General features: G+C 55.8%; 10 protein-coding genes. 3 read left to right on the top strand and 7 right to left on the bottom strand.

The window, feature by feature from the left end:
* Nucleotides 1–11: 11 nt before the first annotated feature.
* Nucleotides 12–974: a substrate-binding domain-containing protein gene (locus tag AZH53_RS04790; RefSeq protein WP_319642394.1), complete on the bottom strand. Its 963-nt coding sequence runs from the start codon at nucleotides 972–974 to the stop codon at nucleotides 12–14.
* Between the two features lie 161 nt (nucleotides 975–1135).
* Nucleotides 1136–1612: a pyridoxamine 5'-phosphate oxidase family protein gene (locus AZH53_RS04795; RefSeq protein WP_319642395.1), complete on the bottom strand. Its 477-nt coding sequence runs from the start codon at nucleotides 1610–1612 to the stop codon at nucleotides 1136–1138.
* A gap of 175 nt (nucleotides 1613–1787) precedes the next feature.
* On the opposite strand from AZH53_RS04795, the gene AZH53_RS04800 reads away from it, so the two are divergent.
* Nucleotides 1788–3407 carry a putative manganese-dependent inorganic diphosphatase gene (locus tag AZH53_RS04800; RefSeq protein WP_319642396.1) on the top strand — a complete coding sequence of 540 codons (1620 nt, stop codon included), beginning with the start codon at nucleotides 1788–1790 and terminating at the stop codon, nucleotides 3405–3407.
* A gap of 6 nt (nucleotides 3408–3413) precedes the next feature.
* Here AZH53_RS04800 and AZH53_RS04805 read toward each other — a convergent pair whose 3' ends face one another.
* From AZH53_RS04805 to carA, 4 genes are all read right to left on the bottom strand, one after another.
* Entirely contained in the window at nucleotides 3414–4745 is a 1332-nt protein-coding gene (locus AZH53_RS04805; protein WP_319642397.1) for a PEGA domain-containing protein, read from the bottom strand.
* Between the two features lie 80 nt (nucleotides 4746–4825).
* Nucleotides 4826–5719, bottom strand: coding sequence for an HhH-GPD family protein (locus AZH53_RS04810; protein ID WP_319642398.1), 894 nt, complete (start codon nucleotides 5717–5719; stop codon nucleotides 4826–4828).
* A 23-nt stretch (nucleotides 5720–5742) separates the two neighbouring features.
* Nucleotides 5743–8907 carry a carbamoyl-phosphate synthase large subunit gene (gene carB, locus AZH53_RS04815; RefSeq protein WP_319642399.1) on the bottom strand — a complete coding sequence of 1055 codons (3165 nt, stop codon included), beginning with the start codon at nucleotides 8905–8907 and terminating at the stop codon, nucleotides 5743–5745.
* Nucleotides 8907–9962: a glutamine-hydrolyzing carbamoyl-phosphate synthase small subunit gene (carA, locus tag AZH53_RS04820; protein ID WP_319642400.1), complete on the bottom strand. Its 1056-nt coding sequence runs from the start codon at nucleotides 9960–9962 to the stop codon at nucleotides 8907–8909. The genes carB and carA overlap by 1 nt, the downstream gene beginning before the upstream one ends.
* A 151-nt stretch (nucleotides 9963–10113) precedes the next feature.
* Between carA and AZH53_RS04825 the strand changes: the two genes are divergently transcribed.
* Together AZH53_RS04825 and AZH53_RS04830 are read left to right on the top strand one after the other, a co-directional pair.
* Nucleotides 10114–10455 carry a hypothetical protein gene (locus AZH53_RS04825; protein ID WP_319642401.1) on the top strand — a complete coding sequence of 114 codons (342 nt, stop codon included), beginning with the start codon at nucleotides 10114–10116 and terminating at the stop codon, nucleotides 10453–10455.
* A gap of 307 nt (nucleotides 10456–10762) precedes the next feature.
* Nucleotides 10763–12316 (top strand): beta-ribofuranosylaminobenzene 5'-phosphate synthase, encoded by a 1554-nt coding sequence (locus tag AZH53_RS04830; protein ID WP_319642402.1) that lies wholly within the window; start codon nucleotides 10763–10765, stop codon nucleotides 12314–12316.
* 313 nt (nucleotides 12317–12629) lie between these two features.
* Here the strand turns inward: AZH53_RS04830 and ilvD are convergent, their stop codons facing one another.
* Nucleotides 12630–14276 (bottom strand): dihydroxy-acid dehydratase, encoded by a 1647-nt coding sequence (gene ilvD / locus AZH53_RS04835; RefSeq protein ID WP_319642403.1) that lies wholly within the window; start codon nucleotides 14274–14276, stop codon nucleotides 12630–12632.
* Nucleotides 14277–14312: the final 36 nt, after the last annotated feature.

Below are 14312 nucleotides of genomic sequence, written 5' to 3' on the forward strand. Positions count from 1 at the left end.
GGCCCTCCCAATCAGGGGATGGGCGATTCGGCTTCTTCCTGGGAGACGCCCAGAATCTCATAGTTCCCGAGCGAGGGGAAGAAGAGAGGCTGGCCATATTCCTCGACACCAAATTCTGCAATAACCTGCTGTGTTTCAGGAGTGATCAGGAAGTTGATCCATTCCTTTGCCATCTCAGAGTTGACGTAGGAGTATTTTTCCGGATTGATCATCATCGCACCGTAGATGTTCAGGAGAACGTCTCCTTCATCGACAACGGGCACGAGGTCGATATCTCCCTTATACGCGAGGTACGTACCTGAGTCGGAGACAGTATATGCCTGGAATTCATTTGCCATCTGCAGGGTTGCGCCCATGCCCTGGCCTCCTTCGACATACCATTCGCCCGAACCAACGACTTCGGTGTCATAGTCATAGCCGGCACTTGCCCAGATTGCCTTCTCCTTTGCATGCGTTCCGGAGCTGTCACCACGGGAAACCATCACTACATCAGGATTGGTCTGCGCCTGCTCCATGATTGTTACGAAGGCATCTTCAGGAGTCATCCCCGCAATGCCCGCAGGATCGGACTCGGGACCTACAATCATGAAGTAGTTGTAGGCAAAGACCCGGCGGTTGATACCGTAACCGTTGTCCATGAAGAGGTCTTCACGTGCGCGGTCATGAACCATCAGCACATCGACGTCTCCGCGTTCACCATATTCAAGGGCCTTGCCGGTCCCCGCGGCGATGATCTGGAGAGTAACATCATGATCTTTCTCGAACCGGTCCTTGAGATCTTCAAGGAGTCCGGTGTTGTCGAGACTCGTCGTCGTCGCGATCTTCAGAAACTCGGGGGTGGCGACAGGCGTGGTCTCCGTGGGAGCGACCGTCGTCGCCGTCGGGGTGTCCGTACCACCATCGGAAGTACACCCGCACATAAAGACTGCTGCAATCACCAGGAGTGCTGCAAGCACGATTTTTTTGTTCACCATAATATCCAAGGCACATTATGGTACAATGAATATATCATATTAACTGTATTTTTTGCCCTTATGAGTATTAGTCAATCATAATTGTTGAACAATTACCAATTGATGTACAATTGCAAATCTAATTAAAAAAAAGATAACGGCCCCTCGGCCGCTTTCGGGGACTATAAATTCTTCAGGGCGACGATGTCGGTCACGCCGGTCAGCTTCCAGATATTGGATCGCTCTTCATCCGCGATGGACTCGACAGGCTCTGCCGGGCTGTGCCCGAGGGCTGCAAGGACATTGTTCGAGAGTTTGTGGGTGCGGATCATGTCGATAAACATGTTACGGACCTTCTTTTTTGTTATGGCATCCTCTTCCTGCACCAGTCTTCCCTGCATCGTCACGAAATTGTAGCAGGACATGTCCTGTGAGAAACGTTCCACTTCAACGGATACGTACGGGCTTTTTGAGAACAGGTTGTTTTTTCTCCCGTATTTGGTTGAGAGGAAATAGAGAAAATTCCCGTCAAATACGTACATGAACGGTGCGATATAGGGATATTTCTCCCCCTGAAATGCAATCCGGGAAATATATCCATCGCGAATCAGGGCATCATATTCTTCTTTTTCCATGTGCGGAATCTTTACAATCTCCATAATTCCTACTCCGATATCAACCCATTACCAGTAGAATGTAATAAATATTGCTTCTCTGGATTTTTGGGATTTGCACGGCGATATTTACGAACAGGCCGATGGATATGGCACCCGCAAAACGCATATGTAGTTCCCTGCCGTATTGATGAACAAGAGAGGATTCGGGAGAAAACTAATGAGTACAGTCTACATTATCGGCCATAAAAAACCGGATACGGACAGTATCTGCAGTGCAATGGGGTATGCGGATTATCTGGCCATGACCGCACCGGGCATGTACGCTCCTGCACGATGCGGCGAGATCAATCCGGAGACGTCCTTCGCCCTGAAGACCTTCCGGCGAAGCCCTCCCGAATATGTTGAGAGTGTGGCGCCCAGTGTCTCCGATATGCCCTTCAAGTATACGGTCAGCGCCCTTGCCGACACGCCAACCATCGATGTAGCCGACCAGATGATCCAGCATGATCTCCGCAATATGCCGCTCACTGACGATGAGGGCCGTTTCCTCGGGATCATGAGTGAGCATGGACTTGCAAGGACATATGTCACCCGGCATACCATCGAACCGCTCTCCTTTGCCCCCATCAAACTTGAGACCCTCGAACGTATTTTGGAAGCCACAATCATCGTCCCGTCCGATGACCTTCTGGAGGGGAAGGTGTACATCGCCATCGATGCCCTCCATGTCACCCTCTCGCGCCTCACCGAACGCGACATCGCCATCGTGGGCGACAACGAACCGTCACAGCTCGCACTGATCTCCGCAGGCATTGCCGCCCTCATCATTGCCGACGGCGCACCGGTCGGCGGCCGCGTCATCCAGAGTGCACGGGAGCGCGAGGTCGCAATCCTTGCTACGGACCTCGATGCCTTCGGCGTTGGAAAGATGATCAATCTCTCGCTCCCTGCCCGCAATGTAATGGCGACCGACGTACCGACGGTAACAATGGATACCTCCATCGAATATGCAAAGCATGCGGTCACCGACTCCCGGTACAGGACGGCCTGCATCGTCGGGGAGAACAATACCTATCTCGGAATGCTCTCCCGCAATACCTTTCTGGAAGAGGTCCAGAAACAGGTCATCCTGGTGGATCACAACGAGTATACCCAGGCGGTGGACGGTATCGAGACCGCCGAGATCATCGAGATCATCGACCACCACAGGATAGGAGCGATGACCACTCTCAAACCGATCAAATTCCTCAACGATCCCGTCGGGTCCACCTCCACCATCATTGCCCACAAATTCATGGAGAGCGGAAAGACACCGGAATGGTCGACGGCGGGCATCCTCCTCTCGGGTATTCTCTCGGACACCATGGTCCTGCGCCTCTCCACCACCATGCCGGCGGATCACGAGGCGGTGACGTTTCTCGCAGATATCGTTGACATGGACCCCATTGCCTACGGGACAGAACTCATCGAAAAAGGGATGGACATGACAGGAGTCTCGATCGCCGATCAGCTCCTCGCGGATATGAAGGCATACGAACTCTTCGGCCGCCATGTTCTCATCTCGCAGGTGATGGTGCCCACCTTTGATTTCTGCCTCCAGAATACCACTGATATCCGCCGGGAGATGGATAAAATTCAGCATTCATCGCTCCCCGACCTCTACCTTGCGATGTATACGAGCGTCTTCGAAAATGCCAGTATGATCTATGCCCAGGCAAAGGATCACCTCCTTCTCGAACAGCTGGGACTTGGGGAACCGCCCGTCAGAATGGAGGGGGTCATGTCAAGAAAGAATGACTTCATACCGAAAATCGGCTCCCTCCTGAAAAATATTTAATTTTTTTTAATTCTTTTTCCTGTGGCACATGGCAAAGCCGACGATGCCAAGGGCAAGAATAATGCCCATCATGCAGACAGGTGCTGGTGTCGGTGTCGCCAGAGGACTCAGGTCCGGTGCTATTGCAACCGTCTCCCCTTCGATGACCGTGACCGAACTCTGCCAGTCGGCGTACCCGTCAAGGCGCACGAGAAGGGTATGGGAGCCAGCCGCAATAGTGAGGTCCACCGGCGTTATCCCTTCCATCTGGTTGTCGACATAGACCGTCGCACCGGCTGGTGCCGACCCGACGGAGAGAATTCCCACCCCGGCGGGGAGGGACGTCGGCTCTGGTTCGGGTGTCGCCGTCGGCACATATGGCGTCGGCATCACGGGCGCGGGAAGGGAATAGACATACAGGTTTCCGTCGGAGGATGCCGCCGCAAGGCGTGTGCCGTCGCCGGAGAGGGAGACCCCGTTCACGGCACTCGAGGCCGCCCGCTTGGCAATCGCCATGACGTTGTTGTCATAGACGGAGGCGATGTTGTCATTCTGCGCAAGGGCATAGTAGGCGCCCATGCGGGCCGCCGAGACATCGTTCACCTTTGATGACGGTGCAATCTTCTTGATCTGGTTCCCGTTGAAATCATAGACATAGGCATACGCATCGTTGCCGCCGGCGATCAGGCTCTCCCCATCGGGGGAGATGTCAACACCAAATACCTGCCCGTCGATCTTCTGATACCAGAGCCGTTCACCGTTACTGTCGAAGACATTGATGACGAAGTCACGGGTTCCGGCAACAACGTAGCTGCCATCTTCCGAGATGCTCGTTGACAGCACCCACCCGGAGGTACGGAACTTCCACACCTCGTTTCCGGCATCGTCAAAGAGATACAGGTACCCGTCGCTGCATGCAACGGCTATGCGCGAGCCATCAGCGGTGATCGCCACATCATTCACCGTCCCGCCGAATGATTCGGACCAGAGGAGGATTCCTGTCCCATCATAGACACACAGATCCCCTTTCTCTGTACCCGCAGCCACATACTCCGCTCCTGATGAGACCGCAACCCCCCAGACCGGGGAGCCTGCATCACGCCCCCAGAGACGTTCACCCTCGATGGTGAAGAGCATCACCTGGGAATTATAGGTCCCCGTCGCAACATACATCCCGTCCTGCGAGATGTCGCAGTCATAAAAATTCGTCCCTGCGGTATACTGCCATTCGAGCTCGGCACCCTGTGATGCCCCTGCGGCGCTCACACAGGATATGAACGCCACCCCGAGGATGGCGCATAAAAGGAGTGCCGTTCTTCCAGACTGCGGCCATCCGGCCGCCACATTGTTCGCTCCCATATAGGTCTCCCTGCCGTTGTGGACAGATAAAGAGACCTTTGTTGTATGGATATTTAAAAAACTGGTATATACGGATTCATTCAGTCGGCAATGTACACCATGCCATCACCGCTCACTCCGATAAGCCCTTCGGCCACCAGTACCCGGATGATCGCCCCCGTCCTTCCCTCCTCATCAGCGACCTCAACGATGAGGGCGTCATGTTTCGTTGGCCCCCTATCCAGCAGGATGCGGAGGATCATGCCCCGGATCTGCCGGGCAGACCCCTCGAAGGCAGACTGGCGTTTGTACGCCGTGCTGCGAAGATTGGGATTAATTACCTTTCGCTTCAGCATCGCACCGTAGTCCATGAGGGCATAATACCATTCCCGCGGATTCATCCAGTCGAGAGCACGCCTCACGAGCGGGAGGATCTCCGCATCGGTGACGCCTTCCCTGCCCTGGAAGAAGAAATGGATGAAGACCCGCCGGATATTCGTCTCGATGAAGACAACCGGAGCATTGTAGGCAAATGCCGCAACCGATGCGGCGGTCGCGGGACCGAGGCCGGGGAGCGTATTCAGGGTCGAAACATCAGCCGGCAGGACACCGTCGAACTCTGAGACTATTCGTTCTGCAGCCTCCTTCATCAGTTTTGCCCGCCGGTTGTATCCCATCCCCTGCCAGACCCGGAGGATATCCTCCAGCGGGGCACGGGCCAGAGAGTGAAAATCGGGAAAGGCCGCGATAAATTCAGGGTACTTCGTCCGTACCCGTTCCACCTGTGTCTGCTGGAGCATCACCTCGGATACATAGATATGATAGGGGTCCGAAGTCTCCCGCCATGGCATCGGCCGGGCAGAGGCGTGATAATAATCCCAGATGATGGTCTTGAAGAGGGCGATTGAACGATCGTCCGGCCCCCGTTTCTTCAGCAGGGAAAAAAAAGCTGGTTCCGGGTCTTGGCCCGGACCCTGCTGTTTTTTGGAGGGCATAATTTCTGTCTGATGCCTGCCGCTCACCGGTGGTAATGCGACAGCGGTTCGATGGTGATCTGATCCTTTTTGAGGCTTACGATCGCCTGGGTGGCTGCATACGCCGCCTGCATCGTCGTGATATACGGAATGTTGTAATCGAGGGCGGCCCGCATGATCTTCATATGATCCATCCGCGAGTATTTGCCGGTGGGAGCATTGATGATGAGGCTGAGCTCTCCGCGGCGCATCAGGTCAATGACATTCGGTGATCCTTCCTGCACCTTTCTGACAAGGTTTGCAGTAATTCCTTCCTCTTCAAGGCGGTCGACCGTGCCTTCGGTTCCGTATATCGTCAGCCCCTGATCCCGAAGCTGACGGGCAATGGCTATCACGTCATCCTTGTGCGCATCACCGACAGAGATGAAGACATCCCCTTCAAGCGGGATCTCGTTGTCTGCCGATATGCTTGCCTTGTAGAAGGCACGCCCAAAGTCGTAGTCGATGCCCATGACCTCTCCGGTGGACTTCATCTCGGGTCCCAGAACGATGTCCACACCAGGGAGTTTGTTGAACGGGAGAAGGACTTCCTTGACAGCGACATGGCTGATCTGCGGTTCACTCACGCCGAGATCGCGTATCTTCATGCCAAGCATCGCCTTCGCTGCAATCTTTGCAAGTGGCATGCCGGTTGCCTTCGAGACGAACGGAACGGTCCGGCTTGCCCGGGGATTTGCCTCCAGCACATACACGACTCCGTCCTTGACCGCATACTGGATGTTGATGAGACCCACCACACCAATACCGAGGGCGAGTTTCTTCGTGTACTCACGGACGGTGTCGATGATAGCGGGGGCGAGGGACTGCGGAGGTATTACACAGGCAGAATCACCCGAGTGGACACCCGCTTCCTCGATATGCTCCATGATGCCACCGATGAGGACGTCGTCACCGTCACAGACGGCATCGACGTCGATCTCAATGGCGTTCTGGAGGAACGAATCGATGAGGACGGGATGTTCGCGGCTGACCCTGACCGCCTCCTTGATGTAGGTCTGAAGCTCCACCTCGTCATGGACGAGCTCCATTGCCCTCCCGCCGAGGACATAGGACGGACGGACCAGAAGCGGGAATCCGATCCGCTCGGCTATCCGCATTGCCTCTTCCTCGGAATAGGCAGAGCTGTTCGCAGGAGACGGGATGTCCAGTTTTATCAGCAGCTGGCTGAACCGGTCACGGTCTTCTGCAAGGTCCATGGCATTCGGGGCTGTGCCGAGAATCTTCGTCGACAGGCCGTACTCCCCCATGGCCCTCTCGAGGGGCATCGCCAGATTGACGGAGTTCTGTCCGCCGAACTGGACCATGACACCGCTGTAGGCATCCGATCGGAGAATATTGACGACGTCTTCCAGTTGCATTGGTTCAAAGAAGAGCCGGTCGGACGTATCATAATCGGTGGAGACCGTCTCCGGGTTGTTGTTGACGATGTGGACCTCTACCCCTTCCTCCCTGAGGGCCTTGACGGCATGGACCGTACAGTAATCGAACTCGATTCCCTGACCTATCCGGATTGGGCCGGAACCGAGGATGAGCACCTTGTCTTTCGTGTCCTGCACAACCTCGGTCTCGTCCTCCCATGTCGAGTAGAAGTAGGGTGTTGTTGCAGGGAACTCCGCAGCGCAGGTGTCCACCATCTTGTACGACGGAAGCGGGGCAAGACCGGAGATATGTTCTTCGGAAACCCCGGAGAGGGTGCTGATCTCCTTCGTTGAAAAACCAAACCGTTTCGCCGCGATGATCAGGTCATCGCTGACCGGACCGTTGACAAGCGCCGTCTCCATCTCCACGATATGCTTCATCTTCTCCAGGAAAAAGGGAGAGATGAAGGTGAGTTCTGAGACTTCCCCGACGGTGAATCCCTCGCGGAATGCATCAAATATGCAACCAAACCGCTCATCGGTCGGATTTGCCAGAAGCATCCGGATCTCGGACTTTGAGGTGTGGCGGTTGATGTCCGTATCGAGCGACCGCATCGCCTTCATGAATGCCTCTTCCAGTGTCCGCCCGATGGCCATGACCTCTCCCGTCGACTTCATTGCTGTGGTCAGTGTCCGGTCGGCATTCGGGAACTTGTCAAACGGCCACCGCGGGACCTTTACGACGACATAGTCGATAGCCGGTTCAAACGACGCAGGCGTGCACCCGGTAACAGTGTTCATGATCTCGTCGAGGCGCATGCCGATGGCGATCTTTGCCGCCACGCGGGCGATCGGATACCCCGTCGCCTTCGATGCAAGAGCGGATGACCGCGAAACACGGGGGTTTACCTCGATGACCCGGTAATCGCCGTCCTTATAGGCGAGCTGGACATTGCATCCGCCCTGTACGTCAAGCGCACGGATGATCTTCAGGGAGGCGCTGCGGAGTTTCTGGAACTCGTCGTCCCGCAGGGTGAGAATCGGGGCAACGACGATACTCTCGCCGGTGTGAATGCCCATTGCATCCACATTTTCCATGCCACATATGATGATGCAGGTATCGGCCGCATCGCGCATCACCTCGAACTCGATCTCCTTCCAGCCGATGACGCTCTCCTCGATGAGGACCTGGTGAATCCTGGAGCGCTGGAGACCTATCTCGACGATTCTCCGAAGTTCTTCGGGAGTATGGGCAACACCCCCTCCCGCCCCACCGAGGGTATAGGCAGGACGGATGATCGCCGGAAGTCCGACCTCCTCAAGTGCCCGGTCGATCTGCTCCATGTCATTGAGGATCATGCTCCGCGGGACTGGCTCTCCGATCTCCTCCATCAGATCACGGAACTTTTCACGATCTTCCCCACGGTAGATTGCCTCAAGGGGAGTGCCCAGAATTTCCACGCCATCAAGTGCGCCCATCTCGGCAAGCTCTGCAGTCATATTCAGCCCGGTCTGACCACCCATGCCGGAGAGAATGCCCTGCGGTTTCTCCTTCTGGATGATCTTTGCGATAATGTCGGACTTGATGGGCTCGACATATATCACGTCGGCCATCTCGGGGTCGGTCTGGATCGTCGCCGGATTGGAATTGACCAGAACGACCTCGACACCCTCCTCACGGAGTGCCCGGCATGCCTGCGACCCGGAAAAGTCAAATTCTGCGGCCTGCCCAATCTGAATAGGGCCCGAACCTATCAGAAGCACTTTTTTTAGATCCTCTCGTCGCGGCATCAGGGTATCCTCCTGTAGAATGTATCGAAGATCACCCGTTCCGTATCATGCGGCCCGGCGTGGGCTTCGGGGTGGAACTGCACGGTGTAGAGGTTCAGATCCTTCGAGTAGAACCCCTCGACCGTCCCGTCATTGACATTGGTGAAGTAAATTTCACATTTTTCGGGGAGCGTGTCCCCATCGACGGCGAACCCATGGTTCTGGGTGGTGATGTAGATCTTTCCGTGCACGTCCTTTACCGGCTGGTTCGAACCCCGGTGACCGAATTTCATCTTGTAGGTCTCTGCACCCACGGCAAGAGCCGCCACCTGGTTCCCCATGCATATGCCGAAGACCGGGATGGTTCCCAGCATATCCTGGACACACCTGATTGCTCCCGTGGCGTGGACGGGGTCCCCCGGCCCGTTTGTGACGAAAAGCGCCTCTGGCTTCACAGCCTCGATTTCATCCGCCGTTGCATCGTGCGGGAATATATAGAGGTCAGCACCCCTGCGGTGCAGACTCCGTGCGATATTCTTCTTTATCCCGAGATCGATGATGGCGATACGTTTCCCCGTGCCGGGGATACGGTATGGCGCCCTACATGATACCTCGGGTATCAGGTCGAGGTCGGATATCGGACGCTGGTTGCGGGCACACTCCACGGCATATTCACCGTTGTCGTCACCGACAACAAGGGCGGCCCTCAGCGTACCATCCACGCGCGTTTTGATCGTCAGCCGCCGGGTATCGACACCGGCGATGCCAAGGAGACCATGCTCCTCAAAATAGTCACCGACCGACGGCCTGGCTTCGGGTACTGCACAGAGTTCGCGGACCACACACCCCTTTGCGTGAATCCCCGGACTCTGGAAATTTTTCTCATCGACCCCGTAATTACCGATAAGCGGATAGGTGAACATGAGAATCTGACCCCGGTAGCTGGGGTCACTCAAGGCCTCCATATATCCGCCCATCTGGGTCGTGAATACGAGTTCTCCGGCGCAGGAACCTTCCACACCGAATCCCTCTCCTATAATATATTCACCATTTTCCAGACCCAGGACTGCCTTCATTGAATTACCATACTCAATGTGTCCGGGCCCTTATTAATAACTTGGAATGTTCTTACCCGACCTCTTTTCAGGGGACGTTGAAGGATCATCCGATCGGACTGAATTGTCCATTTCGACATTTCCTAATATTCCCTGCGTCAACCATTATGCAATGACAGATCATGTCCTGATGGAGATTGTCGGGTTCACCGACAGCCCCTGCGGTCCGTTTCCATGCGATGACACCCGGACCTGTGAACTGGAACGGTGCGCACCGAGTGAGAACCTTGAGAAGGCATACTCTGCCCTGCAGACGGAGATTGCAAAGGAATATGGTGACCGGGTCGAGATGAAACTGACCTGGCTCGATGATGAGGTTCCCAATTATATTATGGATATCGTTGAAGAACACCAGCCGCCGCTCCCCATCATTCTCATCAACGGGAAACTCGCTCCCATCGGCCGGATCTCACTGCCCCTGATCCGTGAAGCGCTCAATGCCGAACTGGACTGAATCGTTTCTGCGGCAGGCCTGCATCTTCTATTTTTTACCTATAGCTGGCTCATTGCCATGTTCATGTTCTTCTGACACCTTGTTCGAACATGCAGGATTCAGCGGTGTCGACTCCAAGAGACAGATGGCCCGGCAGGATTTTCCAGCAGATACCGTCCCCGGCAGGATCAAAAGTATGAAGGCATGTTGAGCAAGAGGAAGATTTGGATATTCGGGAGGACAAAACATGGAATCCCGGGATCATAACAAGAATCAGATCCCATACATCGGCTACATCCATCTCCGGGTAGGCCGGAAATGAGGACTTATGGCATCATTCAAAATCACGAGTAAACTCAGGGAACTGGAATCACAGGTCGGAACCCTCTCGCCCATGCAGAAGATCCTTCTCGGCACGGACGGGTCGGTGACGACTCTACTTGAAAATGCCCTTGGATGTGAGGTGACGGTAAACACACTCTTCCAGGAGGTTGTGCCTGCGGATGAACGTGTTGCGTCATCGCTTGGTATCCGCACAGGAGAGCAGATCAACCACCGAATTATCACGCTCAATGATCGGGAGACGGGGAAGGCACTCCTGTATGCCGTGTCCGACACCCCGCTTTCCCGTCTGGACCCTTCGTTTCGCGATGACCTCATGCAGGCCGACATTCCCATTGGGAGGATCATGCAGAAGCATCATCTCGAGGCACGCCGTGAACTGAAGGAGGTACGAGCGTGCAGGGCTGATCCAGCCATCAGCGGCATCCTTGGAATATTCCGCCATGAACCACTCCTCTCACGCAAATACCATATCATCACCGGAGGAAAACCGCTCATTGCCATACGGGAGACCTTTCCCTACAGTAACTTTACCGATGAAAGCCGGGTGATCGTAGAGACTCCGTCACGGATTCACATGGGGCTCATCGACATGAACGGGAGCGCAGGAAGGGTCGACGGAGGGATCGGCCTCGCCATCGAAGACCCGGCCATCGTCATCGAGGCGAAAAGAGGCAGTGAACTACGGGTGTGGTCGGATGAACAGAACACAAAGAATGCGGAACGGGTTAAACGGACGGCTGAGATAATTCTTGCCAGGCTGGGCGTCAGTGAAGGTGCTGATATCATGCTCCACCACAGCTATTCCGGCCATATCGGTCTGGGAAGCGGCACCCAGCTCGATCTCGCCACGGCCCGTGCACTCTATGGGCTGTTTCGACCCGGCACGATCACCGTCCGGGAGATCGCGGCACTCACCGGGAGGGGAGGAACATCGGGGATCGGAACCGCGGCATTTGAGGCGGGGGGATTCATCATCGACGGGGGGCATAGCTTCGGCCCTCTGGGGGATAAGTCCGAGTTCAGGCCATCATCTGCCTCATCAGGGATAAAACCGGCACCGGTGCTCTTCAGGCACCCTTTCCCCGAAGACTGGCAGATTCTCCTGGCCATCCCGGACATACCCGAGGGCGCAAGTGGAAAAACCGAATCGGACATCTTTCGGACGCACTGCCCGGTTCCCATCGGCGACGTCCGGGCGCTTTGTCATACGGTTCTCATGCAGATGCTCCCGGCTATCATTGAAAAGGATCTCGATCTCTTCGGATGCGCCGTGAACACAATCCAGGAATACGGGTTCAAGCAGGTCGAACACCGCCTCCAGCCGCCCCTCATTCAGGACCTCATCGCAGCGCTCCGGACTACTGAAGCTGCAGGGGTCGGACTGAGCTCCTTTGGTCCGACGGTGTATGCAATCGGTGACAACGGGATGCAGGACGCAGGAAGATGTGCCGAAGACGTCATGGCGAAGACGGGCGGAGGACGGGTCATTCTTACCCGGGCACAGAACAGGGGAGCGGAGATCAGGGCCGCCCCATGAGGATTTTCGGGAAAATTTCATTTTTTGTATAAGAGCAGGTTTTGACGAATAGAGAGCTTACGGACATAGAAGGCAGAGAAGAACTATTTCCCAGCGGGAGCCGGTCGGAACAGTGGGTTTCATTACGACAGGAGACTGCCGTAATAAAAGTAATTCATATAACCCGGATTCCGTCAGAAAAACAATATTTCTTTGGACCTGAACACTTGATGATTTATTTTTTCATGACTCGTACCAGCTGGAAATTTATTTTTTCATGACTGGCAACAGCTGGAAATTTATTTTTTCATGACTGGGAACAGCTTGAAAAAATTTATTTTTTCATGACCGCGCCGCGGTCCGCCTGGTCCACCATTCTCGAGTACCGGAGGAGGACCCCTTCAAGCGATCTCCCGGGGGCCTGCCACGCTGCCCGCCTCCGTTCCAGTTCTTCCCCGCCGACGAGAAGGTCCAGACGTTGTGCGTTCAGGTCGATGGATATCTGATCCCCTTCCTCGACGAGTGCAATCGGTCCGCCCACGGCAGCCTCCGGCGCAACATGCCCAATGCATGGGCCCCGTGTCCCGCCTGAGAACCTCCCGTCGGTGATCAACGCAACGCGGGTCATCCCCCTTCCCATGATGGCGGAGGTGGGGGAGAGCATCTCCGGCATGCCCGGGGCACCTGCAGGTCCTTCATACCGGATGACGATGACATCCCCTTCCCGGATGCGGTCAGAGAGGATCGCATCCATGGCACTCTTTTCAGAATCAAAGACCCGTGCAGGACCGATATGTGTCCACATGGTGTCACTCACGGCCCCCGCCTTTATGACGCTCCCTGAAGGGGCCAGACTCCCTTTCAGAATTTTTAGACCGCCCGCCGTATGCACCGGATCCTCCAGCGGCCGGATGACGGAGGCGTCAATTACGGACACCGACCCGGCAATATCGCGGACATCCTTTCCAGAGGTGGTCGGGGCATTCTCAAGGTGGGGAAGGAGACGGTGGAAGACTGCCGGGATGCCACCCGCATAATAGAGCGTCTCCATCGAGTGCGGGCCGCCGGGCTGCATGTGGCAGATATGGGGCACGGCATCCCCGATCTCATTGAAGTCCCCGAGTGTCAAAGGTACCGACGCCTCTTCGGCGATGGCCATCAGGTGAAGGACGGTATTGGTGGACCCGCCAAGTGCCATGTCCACGCGCACTGCATTGCGCATGCTCGCCCGGGTGATGATATCACGTGGCCGTACACCGTCCCGTACCAGGGAGACCACCCGCTCTCCGCTCTCCCGGGCAATGGCAAGTTTTTCCGCATGCACGGCTGGAATTGCCGCACACCGGGGAAGCGACATTCCGAGTGCCTCGGTCATGCAGGCCATGGTATTTGCGGTGTAGAGACCCTGGCAGCTCCCGCATCCCGGCATTGCGCACTTTTCGAGCTCGCGAAGTTCCTCATCGCTCATGACGCCCGCGGACACCTTCCCGACCCCTTCAAAGACATCGATGAGGGAGAGGTCCTTTCCGCCGCAGTGCCCGGAGAGCATCGGGCCGCCGGTGACCACGATTGTAGGGATATTGCACCGGGCTGCCGCCATCAGCATACCCGGGACGATCTTGTCGCAGGTGCAGAGGCAGACAAGCCCGTCGAAGCGGTGGGCCTGCACCATAAGTTCAACCGAGTCGGCGATGGTCTCGCGGGAGGGAAGCGAGTAGCGCATACCCTCATGACCCATTGCAATGCCATCACAGATACCTATGGTATTGAATTCGAAGGGAACGCCTCCGCCGGCTGAAATCCCCTCGCGAACACGCTCGGCAAGCTGGCGGAGGTGTGTGTGCCCCGGAACAACAGTATTCCAGGAATTTGCTATGCCAATGAACGGCAGATCCATCTCCCGGTCAGTCACTCCGAGTGCCCTCAGGAGTGAACGGTTCGGAGCCCGGGTATACCCCTTTTTTACCTCATCGCTGCGCATGGATGTTCATACCATCATGAACGGGAAACGATAAAA

Source organism: Methanovulcanius yangii (assembly GCF_018687785.1).
Taxonomy (GTDB): Archaea; Halobacteriota; Methanomicrobia; order Methanomicrobiales; family Methanomicrobiaceae; genus Methanovulcanius; species Methanovulcanius yangii.